Source organism: Citrobacter telavivensis (genome assembly GCA_009363175.1).
Classification (GTDB): domain Bacteria; phylum Pseudomonadota; class Gammaproteobacteria; order Enterobacterales; family Enterobacteriaceae; genus Citrobacter_A; species Citrobacter_A telavivensis.
Map to the genome: position 1 here is coordinate 1,687,601 of CP045205.1, position 20,721 is coordinate 1,708,321.

General features: G+C 54.7%; 22 protein-coding genes. 7 read left to right on the forward strand and 15 right to left on the reverse strand.

Translation table 11 applies throughout. The features are described 5' to 3' along the window. Nucleotide 1: 1 nt before the first annotated feature. The 4 genes from nrdE to GBC03_10205 form a co-directional block, all read right to left on the reverse strand. Nucleotides 2–2,146 (reverse strand): class 1b ribonucleoside-diphosphate reductase subunit alpha, encoded by a 2,145-nt coding sequence (gene nrdE / locus GBC03_10190; protein QFS70553.1) that lies wholly within the window; start codon nucleotides 2,144–2,146, stop codon nucleotides 2–4. Next, the gene (gene nrdI / locus GBC03_10195; protein QFS70554.1) at nucleotides 2,119–2,529 is read right to left on the reverse strand and encodes a class Ib ribonucleoside-diphosphate reductase assembly flavoprotein NrdI; all 411 of its coding nucleotides are present in this window, start codon (nucleotides 2,527–2,529) and stop codon (nucleotides 2,119–2,121) included. Before nrdI ends, nrdE begins: the two co-directional genes overlap by 28 nt. Next, complete coding sequence (nrdH, locus tag GBC03_10200; protein ID QFS70555.1) at nucleotides 2,526–2,771, reverse strand: glutaredoxin-like protein NrdH; 246 nt, start codon at nucleotides 2,769–2,771, stop codon at nucleotides 2,526–2,528. The genes nrdI and nrdH overlap by 4 nt, the downstream gene beginning before the upstream one ends. 190 nt (nucleotides 2,772–2,961) lie before the next feature. Then, the gene (locus tag GBC03_10205) at nucleotides 2,962–3,393 is read right to left on the reverse strand and encodes a carboxymuconolactone decarboxylase family protein (GenBank protein ID QFS70556.1); all 432 of its coding nucleotides are present in this window, start codon (nucleotides 3,391–3,393) and stop codon (nucleotides 2,962–2,964) included. 88 nt (nucleotides 3,394–3,481) lie between these two features. On the opposite strand from GBC03_10205, the gene GBC03_10210 reads away from it, so the two are divergent. Next, nucleotides 3,482–4,825: an aminotransferase class I/II-fold pyridoxal phosphate-dependent enzyme gene (locus tag GBC03_10210; protein ID QFS73965.1), complete on the forward strand. Its 1,344-nt coding sequence runs from the start codon at nucleotides 3,482–3,484 to the stop codon at nucleotides 4,823–4,825. Nucleotides 4,826–4,879: 54 nt separating this feature from the next. On the opposite strand, the gene GBC03_10215 is transcribed toward GBC03_10210, so the two are convergent. After that, nucleotides 4,880–5,206 carry a DUF883 family protein gene (locus GBC03_10215; protein QFS70557.1) on the reverse strand — a complete coding sequence of 109 codons (327 nt, stop codon included), beginning with the start codon at nucleotides 5,204–5,206 and terminating at the stop codon, nucleotides 4,880–4,882. 161 nt (nucleotides 5,207–5,367) lie between these two features. Between GBC03_10215 and GBC03_10220 the strand changes: the two genes are divergently transcribed. Further along, nucleotides 5,368–5,712 (forward strand): DUF2002 family protein, encoded by a 345-nt coding sequence (locus GBC03_10220; GenBank protein ID QFS70558.1) that lies wholly within the window; start codon nucleotides 5,368–5,370, stop codon nucleotides 5,710–5,712. Nucleotides 5,713–5,746: 34 nt separating this feature from the next. Here the strand turns inward: GBC03_10220 and alaE are convergent, their stop codons facing one another. Then, nucleotides 5,747–6,196, reverse strand: a complete 450-nt coding sequence (alaE, locus tag GBC03_10225) for an L-alanine exporter AlaE (GenBank protein QFS70559.1) — start codon at nucleotides 6,194–6,196, stop codon at nucleotides 5,747–5,749. A 488-nt stretch (nucleotides 6,197–6,684) separates the two neighbouring features. Between alaE and stpA the strand changes: the two genes are divergently transcribed. Continuing rightward, entirely contained in the window at nucleotides 6,685–7,086 is a 402-nt protein-coding gene (stpA, locus tag GBC03_10230) for a DNA-binding protein StpA (protein QFS70560.1), read from the forward strand. A gap of 54 nt (nucleotides 7,087–7,140) precedes the next feature. On the opposite strand, the gene GBC03_10235 is transcribed toward stpA, so the two are convergent. Both GBC03_10235 and GBC03_10240 read right to left on the reverse strand, forming a co-directional pair. Further along, nucleotides 7,141–7,668, reverse strand: coding sequence for a DUF2892 domain-containing protein (locus tag GBC03_10235; GenBank protein QFS70561.1), 528 nt, complete (start codon nucleotides 7,666–7,668; stop codon nucleotides 7,141–7,143). Between the two features lie 9 nt (nucleotides 7,669–7,677). After that, entirely contained in the window at nucleotides 7,678–7,977 is a 300-nt protein-coding gene (locus GBC03_10240; protein QFS70562.1) for a metalloregulator ArsR/SmtB family transcription factor, read from the reverse strand. Between the two features lie 181 nt (nucleotides 7,978–8,158). Here GBC03_10240 and GBC03_10245 point away from each other — a divergent pair, with 181 nt between their 5' ends. Beyond that, nucleotides 8,159–8,329, forward strand: a complete 171-nt coding sequence (locus tag GBC03_10245) for a YqaE/Pmp3 family membrane protein (GenBank protein ID QFS70563.1) — start codon at nucleotides 8,159–8,161, stop codon at nucleotides 8,327–8,329. 123 nt (nucleotides 8,330–8,452) lie between these two features. Continuing rightward, complete coding sequence (gene lysM / locus GBC03_10250; protein QFS70564.1) at nucleotides 8,453–8,902, forward strand: peptidoglycan-binding protein LysM; 450 nt, start codon at nucleotides 8,453–8,455, stop codon at nucleotides 8,900–8,902. A 6-nt stretch (nucleotides 8,903–8,908) separates the two neighbouring features. On the opposite strand, the gene csiR is transcribed toward lysM, so the two are convergent. The 6 genes from csiR to csiD form a co-directional block, all read right to left on the reverse strand. Then, on the reverse strand, nucleotides 8,909–9,601 hold the full coding sequence (csiR, locus tag GBC03_10255; GenBank protein ID QFS70565.1) for a DNA-binding transcriptional regulator CsiR: 693 nt from the start codon (nucleotides 9,599–9,601) through the stop codon (nucleotides 8,909–8,911). 45 nt (nucleotides 9,602–9,646) lie between these two features. After that, a complete protein-coding gene (gabP, locus tag GBC03_10260) occupies nucleotides 9,647–11,047 on the reverse strand; it encodes a GABA permease (protein ID QFS70566.1) in 1,401 nt (466 codons plus the stop codon). Between the two features lie 593 nt (nucleotides 11,048–11,640). Then, nucleotides 11,641–12,924, reverse strand: a complete 1,284-nt coding sequence (gabT, locus tag GBC03_10265) for a 4-aminobutyrate--2-oxoglutarate transaminase (GenBank protein ID QFS70567.1) — start codon at nucleotides 12,922–12,924, stop codon at nucleotides 11,641–11,643. 25 nt (nucleotides 12,925–12,949) lie between these two features. Continuing rightward, nucleotides 12,950–14,398 (reverse strand): NADP-dependent succinate-semialdehyde dehydrogenase, encoded by a 1,449-nt coding sequence (gene gabD / locus GBC03_10270; protein QFS70568.1) that lies wholly within the window; start codon nucleotides 14,396–14,398, stop codon nucleotides 12,950–12,952. Nucleotides 14,399–14,412: 14 nt separating this feature from the next. Then, the gene (gene lhgO, locus GBC03_10275; GenBank protein ID QFS70569.1) at nucleotides 14,413–15,690 is read right to left on the reverse strand and encodes an L-2-hydroxyglutarate oxidase; all 1,278 of its coding nucleotides are present in this window, start codon (nucleotides 15,688–15,690) and stop codon (nucleotides 14,413–14,415) included. 18 nt (nucleotides 15,691–15,708) lie between these two features. Further along, nucleotides 15,709–16,686, reverse strand: coding sequence for a carbon starvation induced protein CsiD (gene csiD / locus GBC03_10280; GenBank protein ID QFS70570.1), 978 nt, complete (start codon nucleotides 16,684–16,686; stop codon nucleotides 15,709–15,711). A gap of 273 nt (nucleotides 16,687–16,959) precedes the next feature. Here csiD and GBC03_10285 point away from each other — a divergent pair, with 273 nt between their 5' ends. Continuing rightward, nucleotides 16,960–18,453, forward strand: a complete 1,494-nt coding sequence (locus GBC03_10285; GenBank protein ID QFS70571.1) for an alpha/beta fold hydrolase — start codon at nucleotides 16,960–16,962, stop codon at nucleotides 18,451–18,453. A gap of 110 nt (nucleotides 18,454–18,563) precedes the next feature. Here the strand turns inward: GBC03_10285 and GBC03_10290 are convergent, their stop codons facing one another. After that, nucleotides 18,564–18,920 (reverse strand): hypothetical protein, encoded by a 357-nt coding sequence (locus GBC03_10290; protein QFS70572.1) that lies wholly within the window; start codon nucleotides 18,918–18,920, stop codon nucleotides 18,564–18,566. 271 nt (nucleotides 18,921–19,191) lie between these two features. Between GBC03_10290 and GBC03_10295 the strand changes: the two genes are divergently transcribed. Next, a complete protein-coding gene (locus tag GBC03_10295) occupies nucleotides 19,192–20,715 on the forward strand; it encodes an EAL domain-containing protein (protein QFS70573.1) in 1,524 nt (507 codons plus the stop codon). Nucleotides 20,716–20,721 lie beyond the last annotated feature (6 nt).

Sequence of the window (20,721 nt, forward strand, 5' to 3'; positions counted from 1 at the left end):
CTTACAGTGCGCACGAGACGCAGCCTTCAATTTCAGTGCCTTCCAGCGCCAGTTGGCGCAACCGAATGTAATACAGCGACTTAATGCCTTTTCGCCAGGCGTAGATCTGCGCCTTGTTGATATCGCGGGTGGTGGCGGTATCGGGGAAAAACAGCGTCAGCGACAGGCCCTGATCGACGTGTTTAGTGGCTTCAGCGTAGGTATCAATGATTTTCTCCGCGCCGATTTCGTAGGCGTCCTGGTATATGTCCAGATTCTCATTGGTCATGAACGGGGCAGGATAATAGACGCGCCCGGTCTTGCCCTCTTTGCGAATCTCCACTTTCGAGACAATCGGGTGAATGCTCGATGTCGCATGATTGATATAAGAGATTGAACCCGTCGGCGGCACCGCCTGTAAATTCTGGTTGTAGATGCCATAGCGCATCACCTCATCGCGCAGGTACAGCCACATTTCGCGCGTCGGCAGCGTGATGCCGCTACGGGCAAATAGCGCACGGACTTTCTCGGTTTTCGGCGTCCAGCTCTGTTCCAGATACTGCGTGAAAAACTCGCCGCTGGCGTAGCGAGACTGCGCAAATCCGTCAAAGGTCTGCCCACGCTCACGCGCCAGCCGCATCGACGTATGCAGTGCATGCCAGGTAATGGTGTAAAAGTAGAGATTGGTGAAATCCAGTCCTTCTGGCGAACCATAAGCGATGCCTTCACGCGCCAGATAGCCGTGCAGGTTCATTTGTCCCAGCCCGATGGCGTGAGAGGCGGCATTGCCGGCGGCAATCGACGGGACGCTGCGAATGTGGCTCATGTCCGACACCGCCGTCAGCCCACGAATCGCCGTTTCCACCGTCCGACCAAAGTCCGGGGAATCCATGGTGTGGGCAATATTCAGCGAGCCGAGATTGCAGGAGATATCCTGTCCGGTCTGCGCGTAGTCAAGGTTCTCATCGTAGGTGGAGGCGCTGTTGACCTGCAAAATTTCCGAACACAGGTTGCTCATATTGATGCGGCCTGCAATGGGGTTGGCGCGATTCACCGTATCCTCATACATGATATAGGGATAGCCGGATTCGAACTGAATTTCTGCCAGCGTCTGGAAAAAGTCGCGGGCGTTAATGTATTTTTTGCGCACCCGCTCGTCGGCAACCAGTTCGTCGTACCGTTCGCTTATCGCGATATCGCCAAAGGGTTTACCGTAAAGACGCTCGACGTCATAGGGCGAAAACAGCGCCATCTGCGCATTCTCTTTGGCCAGACGGAAAGTGACGTCCGGGATCACCACGCCCAGGGAGAGCGTCTTGATGCGGATCTTTTCGTCGGCGTTTTCGCGTTTGGTATCGAGAAAGCGCAGAATATCCGGATGGTGCGCGTGCAAATAAACCGCCCCCGCTCCCTGACGCGCGCCAAGTTGGTTAGCATAGGAAAAGGCATCTTCCAGCATCTTCATCACCGGGATCACCCCGGAGGACTGGTTTTCGATGCGCTTGATAGGCGCGCCCGCTTCGCGCAGGTTAGAGAGTAAAAACGCCACGCCGCCGCCGCGTTTAGAAAGCTGAAGCGCGGAGTTCACCGCCCGGCCAATCGACTCCATGTTGTCTTCAATACGCAGCAGAAAACAGGAAACAAGTTCGCCGCGCTGCTGTTTTCCGCAGTTTAAGAAGGTGGGCGTGGCGGGCTGGAAACGCCCCGAGAGCATCTCATCGGTCAACTGTGACGCCAACACTTCATCGCCCTGCGCGAGCGTCAGCGCCACCATCACCACCCGGTCTTCAAAGTGTTCCAGGTAGCGTTTACCGTCAAAGGTTTTCAGCGTGTAGCTGGTGTAAAACTTCCAGGCACCGAGGAAGGTCTGGAAACGAAAACCGCTGGCGTGGGCGCGGGCAAACAGCGTCACCACGAAAGCGCGATCGTAGCGAGTCAGAACGCTTTCGTCGTAATACCCTTCGCGCATCAGCGTTTGCAGGCGTTCCTCCTGACTGCTAAACGTGACGGAGTGAGGGTGAACGTGAGCGGTAAAAAAGGCGTCAACTGCCTGCCTGTCTTTATCAAACTGAATACGACCTGCTTTATCGTACAGATTCAGCATGGCGTTCAGCGCATGGTAATCCAGCGATTCCTGCATTACGCGTTCTGCGGTTGTCGTTGCCAAAATTCGCTTACTCCTTTTCGAACGTTGTCGATGTCGGCGGGTGTTCCCATCAGCTCAAAACGATAGAGCCAGGGCACGGCGCATTTTTGGGCGATCACTTCTCCTGCGCGACCGTACGCCTCGCCGAAGTTACGATTGCCAGAGGCAATAACGCCGCGAATTAACGCCCGGTTGTGGGCATCATTTAAAAAGCGAATCACCTGTCGCGGGACCGCGCCAGCCGTGCCCCCGCCCCCGTAAGAGGGCACCACCAGAATGTAAGGTTCGTCTACCCGGATCCGTTCGCGTTCATTCAGCGGAATGCGAACGGCGGGCAGCCCCAGACGCTGCATAAAACGGTGCGTATTTTCGGAGCTGCTGGAGAAGTAGACGAGCGGGTTCATGCGCTGGCCACCCGGGATTCAGGATGCAGGCGGTTGATCATATCCGGCCGAAACCCAGACCAACTGGTCTCACCGGCAATGACGACCGGCAATTGACGAAAACCTTGTGCACGCAGGATATCCGCCGCGTCGGGCACCAGATCGACGTTCACCATCTCAAATTCAAATCCACGGCTTTCCATCGCCCGTTTGGTGGCGTGGCATTGAACACAATCATTTCGAGTGTAAATAGTAATGCGCATGATTCGTATTTCCATTTAAAATGAGAGAACGGCGCGATAAGTCGCGTCGGGTTGGGTGTGTACTGATAGAGAGAATACTAGATGTAGTTGAAAAAAGTTTCAACCATACAAGATATGGGAATTATAGATTGATTACTCCCCACCGATGAGCCCGGCGGGGAGCGGGAATTTATGGTGATAAATCGTCAGATTACATCCGCATTCCAACGGCCAGGCGGTTAAAGCAGTTCATCAGGCCGACAGCAAAGGTCAGGTCGCTAATTTCGCGAGCGCTAAAATGCGCGAGCAGCGGCAGATAAACATCATCTTCGGCATGGGTTCTGGCGATGTCGGTCACCGATTCCGCCCATGCCAGCGCCGCGTGCTCCTGCTCGCTGAAATGATGGCTGACCCGCCAACCGGCCAGCGCGTCCAGTTTACTTTGCGCGACGCCCGATTTACGCAGCGCCTTGCTGTGCATCTCCAGACAAAACGCGCAGCCGTTGATCTGCGAAATACGCAGGTAAATCAACTCCATTAGCGTGGTATCCAGCGCGCTGTTTTCCAGTGCCGTTTTCGCCTGTACCAGGGCGTTATAGACTTCAGGGCTGAGTTCATAGTAGGGCTGGCGTAACGTCGTCATTGTGCATCTCCTCGTGTTGATGGCCGGCAATGTAGCACTATAATGGACTGCATAAGAGAGCCATATTTTTATGAAAAAAGCAGACCATATGCCGCGCTATAAGCAAATTGCCCGCCAGTTAAAAATCGCCATTGAACGTGGGGAACTCAAGCCCGGTGCCAGACTGCCATCCAGCCGTACCTGGTCGCAGGAGCTGGGCATTTCGCGTTCGACGGTGGAAAACGCCTATACGGAGCTGGTGGCGCAGGGCTGGCTCGAGCGGAGAGGGCAGGCGGGAACGTTTGTCAGCGCACAGCTGCAGCCAGAACAGGCGCTTAGTGAACCGGTGGTATTTGCCGGGGAAAGTACGGTCCCTCAACCTTTTCAGATGGGGCTTCCCGCGCTGGATCTCTTTCCGCGAGACGTCTGGGCGCGGGTGATGGGGCGACGATTGCGCACACAGACGCGTTTTGATCTGGCGCTCGGTGACGTGTGCGGTGAAGCCGCGTTGCGCCAGGCGATCGTGGACTATCTGCGCGTGTCGCGCAGTATTGAATGTCTGCCTGAGCAGATTTTCATCACTTCCGGCTATGCGGCTTCAATGACCCTCATCCTGCGTTCGCTGGCTACACCGGGCGATGGCATGTGGATTGAAGATCCCGGCTTCCCGCTGATCCGTCCGGTCATTGAGCAGGAAAATGTCGCGCTGCTGCCGGTTCCGGTCGATGACGACGGGCTGAATGTGGCGGTTGGGATCCGCGACTATCCGGATGCGCGTTTTGCGCTGCTCACTCCGGCTCATCAAAGTCCGCTTGGCGTCGCGCTGTCGCTATCCCGGCGTCATCAACTCCTTGAGTGGGCATCACAGTCTCAGGCGTGGATCGTTGAGGATGATTACGACAGTGAGTTTCGTTACCACGGCAAACCGCTGCCGCCGCTGAAAAGTCTTGATGCGCCACAGCGGGTGATTTACGCCGGTACGTTCAGCAAGTCGTTGTTCCCCGCATTGCGCTGTGCGTGGCTGGTGGTGCCGATAAACCAGGTGGGATGCTTTCGTCAGCAGGCGATACGGATGGCCTGTAGCGTGCCGCTACTCTGGCAGCAAACGCTGGGGGATTTTATCCGCGATGGTCATTTCTGGCGGCACCTGAAAAAAATGCGTCAGCACTATGCGCAGCGAAGACAATGGATTGAACAGGCGCTCGGCGAACAGGGGTTTCAGGTTGTGCCCCAACAGGGCGGGATACAACTGGTGATTGCGGTTGACGGTGATGATACTGCGCCGGTGCGCAAAGCCAACGAGGCGGGTCTGGCGGTTCAGGCCTTAAGCCGCTGGCGGGTGAAATCAGCCGGGCAGGGAGGGATGCTGCTGTCGTTCACAAATATCGCTTCTGCAGAAATGGCGAGTCAGGTAGCAACGCGGTTACGGCGGGCAATTCAGGCCGATCTTTAGACGGGCATTGGTGTGCCGGATAAGCATGAGCGCCATCCGGCACGCGCTTCACAATTAGCGACGAAGGCTCAGCAGCGCGCCGACGAAGATCCCCACCGCCGCCGCCGTACCGATGCTACACCAGGGCTTGTCGCGTACAAACGTATCGGCGCAGCCTACGGCATCCCGGGCGGCTTGCTGCACGCGCGTGCGGCCATGCATTTTTGCCCGCGTCTCTTTCAGCAGCGCCTGCGCTTTACGCCGTGCGGCATCCGCTTCATCCTTCGCATCGCTGCCCCATGACTTCAGGACGGCTTCCAGACTATCGGCCAATTGATTGACGTCATTGTGAATATCCTGCACGCCATCATCTACATCGTTTCGGTTCGGTCTGTTAAACATATGATCCTCCAGTGATTTCGATGTGACTTTCAGTTTAGTCGATATTTTTAACTTCTGAGGCAGTTCACGGCGTTATTGCGCGTTTATGGACTTTTCTGAAAGCGTTGCTAATGCTGAATCAGGTAAGGTAAGCCCGCAGTAAAAGATAACGAGGAAAAAATATGTATTTACGACCTGACGAGGTAGCGCGCGTACTTGAAAAAGTGGGGTTTACCGTCGATGTGGTGACACAGAAAACGTACGGTTATCGACGTGGAGAGAATTACGTCTATGTTAATCGTGAAGCGCGTATGGGACGCACTGCGCTGGTGATCCATCCGACATTAAAAGAGCGCAGTTCATCGCTGGCAGAACCGGCAACTGATATTAAAACCTGCGACCATTATCAGCATTTTCCGCTTTATTTAGCCGGGGAAACGCACGAACACTATGGTATTCCCCACGGCTTTAGTTCGCGTATTGCGCTTGAGCGCTATTTGAATGGACTGTTTGGCGAAGCGAATTAATTAAGCGACTGGCATCGCCAGTCGCGGAGTGATTTCAGACTTTGACCTGCTGGTAGCGGCTCACTCTGAACAGGCGGCGGCAGTAATCCAGGAAATAGCCATATACCGCCCCCATTAGCATTGATATCACAATATTAGAACTGACTGCGGCGGTAATTTGATGCCAGTCAGCGCCTACCGTTAGCAGAATTGCGACATAAACCGGGGACTGGAAGGTGACATAAGCCAGCACGTCCGCCAGGTTTTTCACCCATCCCGCAGAACCCACTTTACGCGACGCCTTCATAAAGAGATCGCGATACATTCCGTAGGGCCAGGCGATCAGAATGTTGACCGGAATGGCGACCAGTCTGGAAGAAAGCGATTGCTCAAAGCTCATTCCGGAGAGGAATATCTCGATCAACATGTTCACGACAGAACAATAAACAACCATCGCGAACGTGTCTGCTACAGCATGACGCAAGCGTGACTGTGGTGAGAACATGCTAATGCTCCTTGTGAAAAGGGATAAAGTCGCCGTTAAATGAGTTTAACTTAGTGATTTAGCGTGGTGTTTTTGCTTGATGATAGAGTATATTGCTGCATTGTTACTATCAACTAGTGAAATGTTTTTATTTTTACGCTTTTTGTCGATAAAATACTCTGTAACCGCCTGATTTTTGTGCTGCATAGAGTTTTTGTTGCTGATGTAATTTAAGTGATTAAAAATCAATGTGTTATGTTTACTCGCTGGTTGGAGAACTTCCCGGTGTGGTAAGAACCTCCACTCAATGCTCAACGAACCGACATGAAGGTTATTTAGAGGGGAATGAAAAATGAGTCTGGATATTATTCAGGATTAAGTAAACTATATTCTTGCCGCAGGATGTCGGTATTCTCCTGGTTATATCACAGGGTCTGGAAAACGCTCTAATAATAGAATACACTACCCGGTGTAATACTTTTTTTTAGCGTTAAAGGGTTTTAATTACTATGAATTTGATGTTACAGAACTTAAATAATATCCGTTCACTACGCGCCATGGCTCGCGAATTCTCCATTGACGTTCTTGAAGAAATGCTGGAGAAATTCAGGGTCGTCACTAAAGAAAGACGTGAAGAAGAAGAACGGTTACAGCGTCAGCGCGCTGAACAGCAGGAGAAAATTAATACCTTGCTGGAGATGATGAAGGCTGACGGAATTAGTCCGGAAGAGTTATTCGGTGGTGAAGTCGCGACCACGCGGACGGGTAAAAAACGCCAACCGCGTCCGGCAAAATATCGTTATACCGATCTTAATGGGGAAAGCAAAACCTGGACCGGTCAGGGGCGTACACCTAAAGCGATTGCTCAGGCACTGGCGGCTGGTAAATCTCTGGACGATTTTCTGATCTAATTATCCGGGCGGTGAGGTTGCCCTCACCGCTTATTTCCCATGGTGTTTCCCGCTTTATTGAGGACGACGGTTCCACGGCATTTTGTCGAGCAGTCGCGCCATTCCACAAAAACCTGTCAGTCCGGCAAACAGGAGTCCCGCACCCACGAACCCACTGAGCAGAAAGAAACCACTGCTAACGCTGTACCCCAGTACTACGCCCAGTAACGCCAGTCCGCCTGCCGCAATTTGTACCTGACGCATCAGTGGAAGCGGCTGTGATTTATCTTCCGCAGTGGGCAAGCCCGCCGCTTTCCAGCCGTCAATGCCCCCTTCCAGCAGCAAAGCTTCTGCTGGCGCGACAAGCACCTGTAATTTAGCCGCGTTGTTTTGCGTCCGTTTCCCGGACTGACAATGGAAGATAACGAGCTCACCCCGCAGTCTGGCAGGAAAGCCGCCTTGTTCCAGAGCAGACAGCGGCGCGAGGTGAGCCTGCGGAATATGCTCACGCAGGTATTCGTCGGCATCGCGAATATCAATCAGTCTGGCGCCTTGCTCGATACGGGCCTTTGCGTCGCGCGGGGAAATCGTCCCAATAGTCATGTTCACTCCTTATGGACAATAGACGTTTTTCAATGTGGCAATGAGTGAATTCACCGCTGCATTTTTAATGGAATAGAGGATGCGCTGGGCATCGCGCTGGCTGTCAATCAGACCTTCTTCGCGCATTTTCGCCAGATGCTGTGAGGTGGCCGACGGGCTTAGTCCGGTGGCGCGAGCCAGATCGCCCGCGCTGGTACCCGGTGAGCCGCAAAGCATACACAGGATCAGCAATCGCTTAGGATTGCTCATTGCTTTCAGCAGGGCCGCCGCCTGTTCAGCGCTGGCCTGAAGTTGTTCAAGTTCGCTCATATGTATTTTAGGTTTTGCTAAATTAAGTAAATTCTAAAATAAAAACGAAACGCATGCCAGCGTAAAGAGCGTAAAAGAGGGTAAAAGCGCGAGAGGAGACTGGCGATCTCCGCTAAGCTCACTACGCTTAGAGATAAAATCTCTTTTTAAACAATAAGTAATTTTTCTTTTTGGAGTGTGTATGGGTTTCTGGAGAATTGTTTTTACGATCGTTCTGCCCCCGCTGGGCGTCCTGTTGGGTAAAGGGTTCGGTTGGGCGTTCATCCTTAATATCATTTTGACCCTGCTGGGGTATATCCCGGGTCTGATTCACGCGTTCTGGGTGCAAACCCGTCCTTCAACGCTTTCTTAACCATCATCCGACAGCCCGATAGCGCGACGTTATCGGGCCACGCCTGTCGCCGCGCAGTCAGAATTTTAAGCGAAACTTTCTGCTACACTTCGTGAGTGTTTATTGTCAATGATCGAGGTGGTTATGGGACTTTTCAACTTTGTAAAAGACGCCGGGGAAAAACTGTGGGATGCCGTAACTGGCAATCACGATAAAGACGATTTAGCAAAAAAGGTGCAGGACCACCTGAATAAAACCGGTATTCCGGATGCCGACAAGGTCAATGTACAAATTGCTGATGGCAAGGCAACGGTGACAGGCGACGGATTAAGCCAGGAAGCAAAAGAAAAGATCCTGATTGCGGTCGGGAATATTTCCGGAATTGCCAGCGTGGAGGATCAGGTTAAAACCGACGTGCCTGCCGCCGAGAGTCAGTTTTATACGGTGAAATCCGGCGATACGCTGAGCGCTATTTCGAAACAGGTTTACGGTAATGCCAACCTGTATAATAAAATCTTTGAGGCGAATAAGCCGATGCTTAAAAGTCCGGATAAAATTTATCCCGGGCAGGTTCTGCGTATTCCGGAAGAATAAGCGTCGTCAGGATTTCTCTGCCAGCAGTTTACCGGTCATGGCCTGCTGGATAATAGGAATCGGCGTCAGCAAATGTTGACGCATCAGTTCACTGGCGCGTGCCGCATCGCGCGCCAGAATTGCCTCTGTTAGCGTCTGATGCTGAACGTGTTTATCCTCCAGCATTTCAACCGACAAGACCGTTTTTCGCAGCCAGATAAACCGATAGCGTGCCGCGAGATCGAACAGCCGTTCGCGCATTTGCAGTAGATACTGCGAACCGCATCCGGCAACGATAGCGGTGTGGTATGCCTGATGGCGTAAATCCCACTCATCCAGCAGATGTTCACTGGCGTCGCTGGCCTCAAGCTTGCTGAGCATATGGGCGCGGGCGAGGATCTCGGCTTCCCATTCGTCACCGCCGCGTTCAATCGCCAGACTCACCAGCATCGCTTCCATGTTGGCGCGGGCGTCGAAAATATCGAGCAGTTCCTGCTCTGACATAGACGCCACCCGATACCCTTTCTGATTCACGACCGTGACCAGCCGTTCCGCCACCAGATGAGAAAGCGCCTCTCTGAGCGGTCCAACGCCAAGAGAATAGCGTGAGGTTAATAAGCTCATGCGCAGTTTTTCATCAGGCTGATAAACACCGCGGATAATATCGTTCTTCAGCCAGCGGTATCCATCTATGGCCGTCGGATGGGAAATGGCGGTCATGGTCTTACTCCTGAATCCTGTTCCCGGCCTGCGCCGGGAAATCATTTAACGGGTATTTTGCAGCGGTGCCTTTTGCCACAATACCAGTTTTTTCCAGCGCGACATAATCGGCACGGTACAAATAATTCCCAGTCCCAGCAGCCCTGTGGAAATGACTTCCAGCTGTTGCGCCGGGCGAAAGAGCATCACAATCAGCACAAAACTGATAAAGCCAATGACCAGCCAGGTCAGCCACGGATAGAGCCACATTTTCAGTTTGAGCTCGCCGCCTTCCGCCAGCAGGATTTTGCGCATCCGCAACTGGGAAATGGCGATCACCAGATACACCAGCAGGGCGATGGCGCCGGAGCTGTCGATCAGGAACTTAAACACTTTTGCCGGGGCGTAATAGTTCACGACCACGGTTAAAAATGCCGCGCCGGTCGAGAGCAACACCGCCACGTAAGGCGTTTTGCTGCGATTGATTTTGCCCATAATAGCCGGCGCGTCACCACGGCGGCTCAGAGAGTAGAGCATCCGCGACGCGGTATACAGCGCGGAGTTCAGGCAGCTGGTTACCGACAGCAGGATCACACAGTCCATGATCAGTTTGGCATGCGGAATATGCAGCAGTTCCAGCACCGATTGATAGGAGCCGACCTCTTTTAGTCCCGGCATGTTCCACGGGATCAGGGCGACGACAACAAAGATCGAGCACAGATAGAAGATTGAAATACGCCAGATCACCGAGTTGGTGGCGCGGACGATATGCTTATCCGGCGTGTCGGATTCGGCGGCGGCAATGGTGACAATCTCAGCCCCCATAAATGAAAACATGGTGATAAGCATCGCGCTCAGCACGGCACCAAAACCGTTTGGCATAAAGCCGCCGTGATCCCACAAGCGCGAGATACCGCTGACTTCAGTGTAAGGGTAAACGCCGCCGATCGCCGCTGCACCGAGGGCGATAAAGGCGAGGATGGCAATCACTTTGCACAGCGCCAGCCAGAACTCAAACTCACCGTAGTTTTTGACGCTCAGCAAATTACTGCCGGTTAACGCCAGCGTGATAACCAGCGAGAACAGCCAGATCGGGACGCCGGGAAACCAGGAGTTGAGGATGATTGCGGCGATATTCGCTTCAAGCGGGATCACCAACACCCAGAACCACCAGTACAACCAGCCGATGGTGTAGCCCGCCCATCGCCCGATCGCTTTATCGGCGTAGGTGGAAAAGGAACCGGTGTCCGGCGTGGCGACGGCCATTTCGGCCAGCATCCGCATGATCATCACCACCAGTAGCCCGGCGAACAGATAGGCCAGCAGGACCGCGGGTCCGGCCTGGGCTATCGCCACGCTGGAACCCACAAACAGACTTGCGCCGATAACCCCGGCAATAGACAGCATGGTGACGTGGCGTGATTTCAGCCCGCCCCCTAAATCATGTGATTGTGACAGTTGCCCCATCTTATGACCTCTTTATTGTTATTGAGCCGTTTGCCGGATGGCGGCTGCGCCTTATCCGGTCTACAAACCACGCCGACTCTGTAGGTCGGATGGCGGCTGCGCCTTATCCGGCCCACAAATCACGCCGACTCTGTAAGCCGGATGGTGACTGCGCCTTATCCGGCCCACAAACCACGCCGACTCTGTAAGCCGGATGGCGGCTGCGCCTTATCCGGCCCACAAACCACGCCGACTCTGTAAGCCGGATGGCGGCTGCGCCTTATCCGGCCTACAAACCATGCCGACTCTGTAGGCCGGATGACGGCTGCGCCTTATCCGGCCCACAAACCACGTCGACTCTGTAGGCCGGATGACGGCTGCGCCTTATCCGGCCTACAAACCACGCCGACTCTGTAAGCCGGATGGCGGCTGCGCCTTATCCGGCCTACAAACCACGCCGACTTTGTAAGCCGGATGGCGGCTGCGCCTTATCCGGCCCACAAACCATGCCGACTCTGTAAGCTGGATGGCGGTTGCGCCTTATCCGGCCTACAAACCATGCCTACAGAGTAGGCCGGATAAGCGAAGCGCCATCCGGCAATTGGCTGCAAGGGTTAACGTTGCTTAGCCTCGTCAAAGCACTGGGCGATGATCTCCAGACCCTGACGGATTTGCGCATCTTCAATGGTGAGTGGAACAAGGATGCGCAGCACGTTGTAGTACGGCCCGCAGGAGAGCAGGATCAGCCCTTTGTCGCGGGCGCGAGCGACGATCTCTGCCGTCAGTTTCGCGTCCGGCTTGTTGTGGTCGCCGTCTTCAAACAGCTCAATAGCGATCATCGCCCCCAGCCCACGGACATCGCCGATTTCACGATGCGTTTCGGCAATCGCCAACAGGCCGTTGCGCAGGGTTTCGCCGAGCTCGTTGGCTTTTTGCAGCAGATTTTCCTGCTCGAAAATATTCAGCACCGCCAGCGCGGCGGCGCAGGCAATCGGGTTGCCGGCATAGGTGCCGCCCAGCCCACCCGGCGGGATGGCGTCCATCACCTCCGCGCGTCCGGTCACGCCCGCCAGCGGGAAGCCCCCGGCGATAGACTTGGCGAAAGTCGTGATGTCCGGCGCCACGCCCATCTGCTCCATCGCGAACAGCGTACCGGTACGACCCGCGCCGCTCTGCACTTCATCGGCAATCAGCATGATCCCGTGTTCGTCGCAAATTGCGCGCAGGCGCTGCATAAAGGCTGGCGAGGCGGCGTAAAAGCCGCCTTCGCCCTGTACCGGTTCAATCACGATGGCGGCGATATCTTCCGGCGCGGCATCATTTTTGAAGATGCGGTGAATGCTGGCGATAGCGTCGTCTTCACTAATGCCGTGCAGGGCGCAGGGGTAGAGGGCGCGATAGACGTGGCCGGGCATCAGCCCCATGCCGGCTGAGTACGGGTTCACTTTTCCGGTCAGCGACAGGGTGTAGTGGGTGCGACCGTGGTACGCGCCGCTAAAGGCGATGGTTCCCGACCGTTTGGTGGCGGCGCGGGCTATCTTCACCGCGTTTTCCACGGCTTCAGAACCGGTGGTGACCAGCAGGGTTTTCTTGGCGAAGTCGCCCGGCACCTTCTGGTTCATGATTTCGCACAGCTGTAGATACGGCTCATAGGCCAGCACCTGGAAGCAGGTATGAGACAGCTTTTTCAGCTGTTCTTCGACCGCCGAGACGATCTGCGGATGCAGGTGTCCGGTGTTCAGCACCGCGATACCGCCGGCAAAATCCAGGAACTCACGGCCTTCCACGTCCCAGACCCGACAGTTTTCCGCACGCTCGGCAAAGATAGGGTGGATCTGTCCTACGCCACGCGGAACGGCGTTGCTGCGACGCTGCATTAATTCGTTATTGGTGCTCATCAGGTGTTCTCCAGTAGGTTTTTTATTAAAGGCCGATGCACAGATATTTGATTTCTAAGTAATCTTCGATGCCGTATTTGGAACCTTCGCGGCCAAGACCGGAGGCTTTGATCCCGCCAAACGGCGCGACTTCGTTCGAGATAATGCCGGTGTTAATGCCGACGATGCCGTACTCCAGCGCCTCGCCAACGCGAAAGACGCGGCTTAAATCACGGGCATAGAAATAGGCTGCCAGACCAAATTCGGTGTCGTTGGCCTGCCTGATGACGTCGGCTTCATCACTAAAGCGAAACAGTGGCGCCAGCGGGCCGAAGGTCTCTTCTTTGGCGACCTTCGCGTTGTCAGGTACGTCCACCAGGATGGTTGGCTGGAAGAAATTGCCGCCCAGCGCGTGTGGCTTCCCACCGCTAATCACCCGGGCACCTTTTTCCAGCGCGTCGGCGATGTGCTCCTGCACTTTGGCGACTGCTTTCTCATCAATCAGCGGGCCGGTGGTCACCTCAGGAGCCAGACCGTCGCCGAGGCGCAGTTTGTTCACTGCCTGTTGCAGTTTCTCAGCGAAGCGCTCGTAAACGCCGTCCTGCACATACAGACGGTTGGCGCAGACGCAGGTCTGCCCGGCGTTGCGAAACTTTGAAGCCAGCGCGCCTTCTACTGCTTTATCCAGGTCAGCATCGTCAAAGACGATAAACGGCGCGTTACCCCCCAGCTCCAGGGAGACCTTTTTGATGTCTTTGGCGCACTGTTCCATCAACTGGCGGCCAATCTCCGTCGAGCCGGTGAACGACAGTTTGCGCACCAGTGGGTTGCCGGTCAGTTCGTTGCCAACTGCGCCCGCCGAACCGGTGACGACGCTGAATACGCCCGCCGGGATCCCGGCGCGATTTGCCAGTTCCGCCAGCGCCAGCGCGGAGAACGGCGTCTGGCTGGCGGGTTTAAGCACCATCGTGCAGCCTGCCGCCAGTGCCGGACCCGCTTTGCGGGTGATCATCGCCGAAGGAAAGTTCCACGGCGTAATGGCGGCAGTAACGCCAATGGGTTGCTTAATGACGATCAGGCGTTTGTCGGCCTGGTGTCCGGGAATGGTGTCGCCATAAATACGTTTGCCCTCTTCGGCAAACCACTCAATAAAAGAGGCGGCATAGGTGATTTCCCCTTTGGCTTCCGCCAGTGGCTTACCCTGTTCAAGGGTCATCAGGCGGGCAAGATCGTCCTGATGTTCCATCATCAGATTGAACCAGCGGCGCAGAATGTTTGCCCGTTCTTTGGCGGTGATGTCGCGCCAGGCGGGTAGCGCGCGGTTAGCGGCCTCAATGGCTTTGCGGGTCTCCGCGCTGCCCATTTTCGGTACGCTGCCCAGCGTCTCGCCGTTGGCCGGGTTGGTTACCGTAATGACGTCGCCGCTATCGGCATCGCGCCACTGGCCGTCGATCAAGGCCTGCTGACGGAACAACGTCGGATCGTTAAGTTGCATGATGGCTTCCTGTCTTAAAAAGGTGAACGGGTGAAGGCGGCGTGTAAGGTGTCCACGCTACGTGCCGCACGCAGCGTGCGTCCGGGATTGCTCTGGCTTGCCAGCAGCGTCTGTACCTGGCTGACGATGTGTGCGCCGATGGGGATCGCCGACGTCGCCGCCGGGGAGGGGGCATTGCAGGTGTGGATCGATCGCGGGGTGGTGACAAACAAAAAATCATCGATCAGCTTGCCGTCCGGCGAGACCGCCTGCGCGCGGACGCCTGCGGGCCACGGTTGCAGATCGCTTAGCGTCAGGCTCGGGCAGTACTTTTGCACCAGCCGCAGATAGCCACTTTTGCACAGCGAGTTTTTCATTTCGCTAAGGCCTGCGCACAGGTTGTTTTGCAGAACCCGACGAATGCCGGCAGAACCGAGGATCTCCAGCGTGTCGCTGAGCGAAAAGTCCTGCTTGCGATAACCTTCGCGCTTAAACGCCAGTACGGCGTTCGGCCCGACCGTGACGCTGCCATCGATCATGCGGGTAAGATGAACGCCAAGAAACGGCATTGCCGGATCGGGGATCGGGTAGATCAGATGGTTGACTATCTGGTTGTGTTCTGCGGCCAGACGGAAGTATTCGCCACGGAACGGGCAGATGATAAAACCCGGTTCGATGCCGAGCATTTTCACCAGCCGGTCGGCCATCAGCCCGGAGCAGGTAATCAGCGTTGCGCCACTAAATTCCTGCCCTTGGCGGGTATGCACCACCACGCCCGAGGCGTGTTCTTTCAGGGCGCTGACGTTGGCGTTGTAGATAATCTCGCCGCCTCTGGCCTGGAAGATTTTCGCCATTGCTTCCGTCACGTCGCGGTAGCTGACAATCCCGCTGGACGGCACAAAAATGCCGCCGAGTCCGGTAATGTTTGGTTCGCGCTCGCGCAGTTCCTGCGCATTCAGCCACTCGCGCTCCAGGCCGTTGGCCGCGGTGCGATCCCACAGGGCGCGCATCCGGCCCATTTCCTGCTCAGAGGTGGCGACCAGCATCTTGCCGCAGGTGTCGTAGCGGATGCCGTTTTGATCGCAAAAGGCTTTGGTTGCACGGTTGCCGGCGAGACAAAACTGCGCCTTCAGACTGCCGGGGGTGTAATAGACCCCGGCGTGGATCACGCCGCTGTTGTGGCCCGTCTGGTGACAGGCCGGGCCGGACTCTTTTTCCAGCAGCGCTACCCGGGCATCCGGATAAACGTCAATTAACTGCATGGCGGTCGACATGCCAATAATGCCGCCGCCAATAATCACAAAATCATACATCCGCTTGTTCCTTCACGCTTACTGGTGAGTCTGGTAGTGGTGGGTGGAATAAGCGAAGTAGCCGCGCTGGCGCATCAGTTCGCGGCGCAGGTCCGGGTGCGAGGTAAAGCGATCGCGACCGTGCAGCCAGAACAGGTTGTTAATCAGCAGGAATTTGCCCACCGATACCGGAACGGACAGGATGCTTTTGCTGGTTTCCAGCGCATCGGACAGGTCGCTCAGCCAGACGCCTTCCTCAAAATCTTTTGGTTGCACGAACTGGTCGATGTAGCGCATGACCGGGCGGCCCTGTTGGTCTACGTCAAACACCGGGTGGAACACATCATGGCTGACGTTCTTGCTGGGCGGCGCGGCGAAGCGCATTGGACGACGAGCCAGGGGATGGCTGAAGTACTTGTCGAGATGCTCCCAGTCGTCGAGATGCAGCAGCAGCGAGTTGCCGCCGGTCATGTTCTGCTCGTCGATCTTCATCATCAGCACATAATCGGTGATTTCTTCGACGTAAGTACCGTCGTTATGCAACTCCATGACGCGGTGCGGCTGGCGCAGATAGCTGTCTGAGTTATCGACATTTTTCACCACGAAGCGCGCATAGTACTGACCACTCATGGCGTCAAAGTTGGAGCGCCCAACCAGATGTGCCACTGCGGTTGCCAGTTTGACCATCTCGTCAGCCTGCGCCACGTCATCGATGCCTTCCGCGTTGATCAACAACGCGCCTTCTGCACGATCGAGCAGCGTTTTCAGCAGCAGCGGTTGCAACTGGTTGTCGCACAGACTGTCGAGGATCTGGCCCACTTTGAAGCGCAGGAACGACTTATATTCCAGCGCCTGCACCGGCCACTGCGCGACCTGCTGGAGAAAGTGTTCCGTCGTTCGGGCAGAAAAGGTCAGCTCCAGCAGACGCGGAGACTGGGCCGACGGTTTCAGCGTAAATCTGCTGTCGTGCTGGCCTGGATCTTCAGCGTTCGGTTTAACGGCAGTCAGTGCATTCATCAGAATCGATCCTCTCAGTAGATGGTCAGGGAAACATGGCGAAGCTCATTTCGTAGCCATAAATTAAAAATATCTACATTTTTAATAAACGCGCACAAAATGAACTTTTTGTTTCTTTTTTGTGATCAAAAGCAACAAATATTTAACATTGTTAAGTGCAGGGATATCGGGATGATTACCGTGAGAAAAGGGAAGAAAAGGTTGAGGAAACCGCCGCTTAGCCTACACTAACGCGGGTTGTGGTGCGTCTGATGAGCGGGGCTTGGGATAAACATGTTGATTAAAAACCTCTTTCGTCGGGTGAAGTGGGTGAGTTCCGGCCTGTTGGCGCTGGTCAAACACGTGGTGCTGACGCTGCTGGTGGTACTGATTGTTTTCCTGGGCGTGCGGGTGTATCAGACAGAGAGCGGACCGGACCTTCATCTCTGGCACACCTGGCACGGGAATGAGATGAGCGCGGCGGCGCTGGACAATGCCACGTTTGCACAGTATCAGGCGCAGGAAGAGATGCTGTTTGCCGATCTGCAAAAACAGGTGGGCGATAAGCTGAGTGCGGATGAGCAGACGCCGATCAACCGTTTCTGGTCGGGCAGCCGGGTTTATCCGGCGCAATTTACCCCCAACGGGAACCGCTCATTCGTGCTGATGCCGCAAGGTAAACCGCGCGGCGTTGCCGTGATGCTGCACGGCCTGACCGATTCGCCCTATAGCCTGAAATATTTAGCGCAGATCTACCAGCGGCAGGGATTCATCGCCGTGGTGCCGCGCCTGCCCGGACACGGTACTGCGCCTGGTGCATTAACGGCGGTCGACTGGGAAGCGTGGCTGGCCGCGACGCGGCTGGCGGTTCGTGAGGCGACGCGACTGGCGGGTACCGAAGTGCCGCTGCATCTGGTGGGGTACTCTAACGGTGGCGCGCTGGCGCTGAAATACACGCTGGACAGTCTGGACGACGACGCGCTGCGACGCCCGCGTCAGCTGGTGCTGCTATCGCCGATGATTGGCGTCACGTCATTTGCCCGTTTTGCCGGGCTGGCGGGACTGCCGGCGCTGTTCCCCGCCTTTGCCAAAGCCGCGTGGCTTAACGTCACGCCAGAATATAACCCCTTCAAATACAATTCGTTTCCGGTTAATGCGGCGCGGCAGTCTTATTTGCTGACCAAAGCGTTACAGCAGCAAATCGTACAGGATGCGCAGAATACGCGACTTCACGATCTTCCTCCGGTGCTGACCTTCCAGTCGGTGATGGATTCTACCGTCAGCACCCAGGCGGTAGTGGATTCGCTGTATCGCTATCTGGGGCCAAACGGCAGCGAACTGGTGCTGTTTGATATCAATCAGGCTGCTAACCTGCGACCACTGCTGCGTAGTGCGTCTTATACCGCCGCGGCGACGCTGTTGCCGTCTGTACCGCGTGCTTACCGCACGACGGTGGTGACCAACGCCACGGCGGAAACCGTGGCCGTGGTGGCGCGTGACACGCTCGCCGGAACGCGTGAAGTGCAGATTCAGCCGTTACGGGAAGCCTGGCCACAGGAGATGTATTCGCTGTCGCATGTGGCGGTGCCGTTTCCACTGACCGATTCTTTGTACGGGTTGAAGCCGGATGCGTTGAATCGTTATGGGGTGAGCATCGGTACGATTGCGCTGCGCGGAGAGACCGCCACGCTGCTGGTGGGGCTGGATACGTTAATGCGTGTCACCTCGAATCCGTTCTTTCCCTATCTACAGGAACGGGTTGAGGCGGTGGTCGGGGGGCAACGTTAACGCGTTTTATCGCCCCTCCGGGGATGAACGACAGCGGGTAAGTTCAGCCCGGTAAATGGGTAACAAGCAAAAAGCCGCTTACGCGGCTTTTTGCCTGATGAACGTCAGGATTATTCGCTGATTTTTTTCTCAACGGCGGCGGCGCCTTCTTTGGTCTTATTCCAGCCCTTTTCAGTCCCTTCTTTCGTGGCATTCCAGCCTTTCTCGGTGCCTTCTTTGGTTTTATTCCAGGTTTTCTGCGAACCTTCACTGACTTTACTGCGTAGACTATCGCTTTTACCTTCAGCGGTATGTTTTGCTTTCAGTCGTTGCTCTTCACCCTGATTCTGTGCCTGGTGCAGTTTTTCTTTTGCGGTATTCGCATTTTCATGCGCGGCAGCCACATCATTATCCGTTGCGTGTGTGGTTGCAGCAAAAACAGGTGAAGCCAGCAGAAGTGCAGATAATGCGATCATGGTCTTTTTCATAATATCCTCGCTTAACATTATTCGTTATTAGCGTGATTAAGCATGACAGCTGAACGAGGCGCTGGCTTTAGGAAAAAACTGTAAGCAGGAAATATCATTTTTTTTCCATGCGTTATGCTGGGAACGCATCACGCAGAATTATCCTGGCGGTGAGAAATAAATATCGTCGCGACTATGGTCAATTCTCGTTCTTTCTACCATGCTTTTTAGACTCGTGACGTTAAGCGGGTAAATGGCATTGTAATAACTTATCTCTCGTCCGGGGCTGACAATGCGTAACATTCTTCCCCCCATTATCGTTACCGTGTTGCTCTTTGTTTTTGGCGTTTTAATTCTTAACGCGCAGCTCTGGTATTCAGCCAGAGCTGACAGCCTTGCGGGTGCGCGGTATGTGGTGAGTGATGTCAATGTCATTCTTGATGAAGCGAGTCTTGCCACCCGTACGGCCAGCAATGTCGCCCTGAAAGGCTGCGACCAGGAAAGTCAGTATCTGCTTGGCATGGAGGCGGCGTTACAGCCCCATCTCAGGACTATCTTTATCTTTCGCCAGGGAGAGATATGGTGTTCGTCGCTACCGGGTAATCGCATGTTGCTTACGCATCTTCCGCAGGTTCCCGACAGCACACTGTTGCTCGCGTCGGCAAAAAATACCGTCAACAAACAACCTGTTCTGTTGTACCAGACGCCGCTCGCCGAAAAGCGAATTGTAGTCACCATCAGCGATCAACATATTCGTGACACATTGCGTACGCCGCTGAAAGGGGTGAGCTACGCGCTTAGGGTCGGCAGCGTGGTGCTGGGATTGTCGGGGGATGTGGTTAAGGTAAGTGAGTCAGAGCGGAATTTTGGCTACGTAAAGTCTGGCCATTATCCCTTCGCGGTAAGATATAACCAACCTTCGCTATTTAGTTTGCACAGACTCATCAGCCAGGGAATGGGCATTATCGTTTTTATTGCGCTGATATCGTGTCTCGCAGGGTATGCTCTCGAACGGTATTTAAACAGAAGCACCACCCCGGAAGAAACGCTGCGCAGGGCCATAAATAAAGGGGAAATTGTTCCTTTTTACCAGCCGGTGGTGAATGGCAGAGAAGGAACGCTGCGAGGGGTAGAAGTACTGGCAAGATGGAAACATCCCACTGCGGGATATATTTCCCCGGCATCCTTTATCCCGGTGGCAGAAAAATCGGGGCTGATTATTCCGCTCACCCAGGGGTTGATGAGCCAGGTTGCCGCGAATATGAACGCGATTGCCAGTAAACTGCCGGAAGGTTTTCATGTCGGAATTAACGTGAGTGCTTCCCATATTTCTTCTCCGTCATTTGTAGCAGAATGCCTGAAATACAAGGAAAGTTTCAGGCGAAAAGATCTGAACCTGGTCATTGAGGTGACGGAGCGCGAACCTTTGCATGTTGATGAACACCTGGTACAAACGCTTAATGTTCTTCATGAAAATGGTTTTGTTATCGCACTGGATGATTTTGGTACCGGGTATTCGGGGCTTTCATATCTTCACGATTTGCACATTGATTATATCAAGATCGATCAAAGCTTTGTTGCACGGGTTAACACAGAAGAAGATTCAACCCGGATCCTGGATTGTGTGCTGGATCTGGCGCGAAAACTGTCGTTAAGTATTGTTGCCGAGGGGGTGGAAACGAAAGAGCAGGTTGACTACCTGAACCGCAACAATATTACCTTCCAGCAGGGGTACTATTTCTTTAAACCGGTCAACTTCACTGAACTGATAAAAATTATCTTATCAAAACCTAAAGTAAAGGTAATCGTTGAGTAGGTGGAA

What these genes read in the sequence shown, in the direction of transcription:
- nrdI (QFS70554.1), bottom strand. Translation starts at nt 2,529, where the DNA reads ATGAACCCGCTCGTCTACTTCTCCAGCAGCTCCGAAAATACGCACCGT.
- nrdH (QFS70555.1), bottom strand. Translation starts at nt 2,771, where the DNA reads ATGCGCATTACTATTTACACTCGAAATGATTGTGTTCAATGCCACGCC.
- GBC03_10205 (QFS70556.1), bottom strand. Translation starts at nt 3,393, where the DNA reads ATGACGACGTTACGCCAGCCCTACTATGAACTCAGCCCTGAAGTCTAT.
- GBC03_10210 (QFS73965.1), top strand. Translation starts at nt 3,482, where the DNA reads ATGCCGCGCTATAAGCAAATTGCCCGCCAGTTAAAAATCGCCATTGAA.
- GBC03_10215 (QFS70557.1), bottom strand. Translation starts at nt 5,206, where the DNA reads ATGTTTAACAGACCGAACCGAAACGATGTAGATGATGGCGTGCAGGAT.
- GBC03_10220 (QFS70558.1), top strand. Translation starts at nt 5,368, where the DNA reads ATGTATTTACGACCTGACGAGGTAGCGCGCGTACTTGAAAAAGTGGGG.
- alaE (QFS70559.1), bottom strand. Translation starts at nt 6,196, where the DNA reads ATGTTCTCACCACAGTCACGCTTGCGTCATGCTGTAGCAGACACGTTC.
- stpA (QFS70560.1), top strand. Translation starts at nt 6,685, where the DNA reads ATGAATTTGATGTTACAGAACTTAAATAATATCCGTTCACTACGCGCC.
- GBC03_10235 (QFS70561.1), bottom strand. Translation starts at nt 7,668, where the DNA reads ATGACTATTGGGACGATTTCCCCGCGCGACGCAAAGGCCCGTATCGAG.
- GBC03_10240 (QFS70562.1), bottom strand. Translation starts at nt 7,977, where the DNA reads ATGAGCGAACTTGAACAACTTCAGGCCAGCGCTGAACAGGCGGCGGCC.
- GBC03_10245 (QFS70563.1), top strand. Translation starts at nt 8,159, where the DNA reads ATGGGTTTCTGGAGAATTGTTTTTACGATCGTTCTGCCCCCGCTGGGC.
- lysM (QFS70564.1), top strand. Translation starts at nt 8,453, where the DNA reads ATGGGACTTTTCAACTTTGTAAAAGACGCCGGGGAAAAACTGTGGGAT.
- csiR (QFS70565.1), bottom strand. Translation starts at nt 9,601, where the DNA reads ATGACCGCCATTTCCCATCCGACGGCCATAGATGGATACCGCTGGCTG.
- gabP (QFS70566.1), bottom strand. Translation starts at nt 11,047, where the DNA reads ATGGGGCAACTGTCACAATCACATGATTTAGGGGGCGGGCTGAAATCA.
- gabT (QFS70567.1), bottom strand. Translation starts at nt 12,924, where the DNA reads ATGAGCACCAATAACGAATTAATGCAGCGTCGCAGCAACGCCGTTCCG.
- gabD (QFS70568.1), bottom strand. Translation starts at nt 14,398, where the DNA reads ATGCAACTTAACGATCCGACGTTGTTCCGTCAGCAGGCCTTGATCGAC.
- lhgO (QFS70569.1), bottom strand. Translation starts at nt 15,690, where the DNA reads ATGTATGATTTTGTGATTATTGGCGGCGGCATTATTGGCATGTCGACC.
- csiD (QFS70570.1), bottom strand. Translation starts at nt 16,686, where the DNA reads ATGAATGCACTGACTGCCGTTAAACCGAACGCTGAAGATCCAGGCCAG.
- GBC03_10285 (QFS70571.1), top strand. Translation starts at nt 16,960, where the DNA reads ATGTTGATTAAAAACCTCTTTCGTCGGGTGAAGTGGGTGAGTTCCGGC.
- GBC03_10290 (QFS70572.1), bottom strand. Translation starts at nt 18,920, where the DNA reads ATGAAAAAGACCATGATCGCATTATCTGCACTTCTGCTGGCTTCACCT.
- GBC03_10295 (QFS70573.1), top strand. Translation starts at nt 19,192, where the DNA reads ATGCGTAACATTCTTCCCCCCATTATCGTTACCGTGTTGCTCTTTGTT.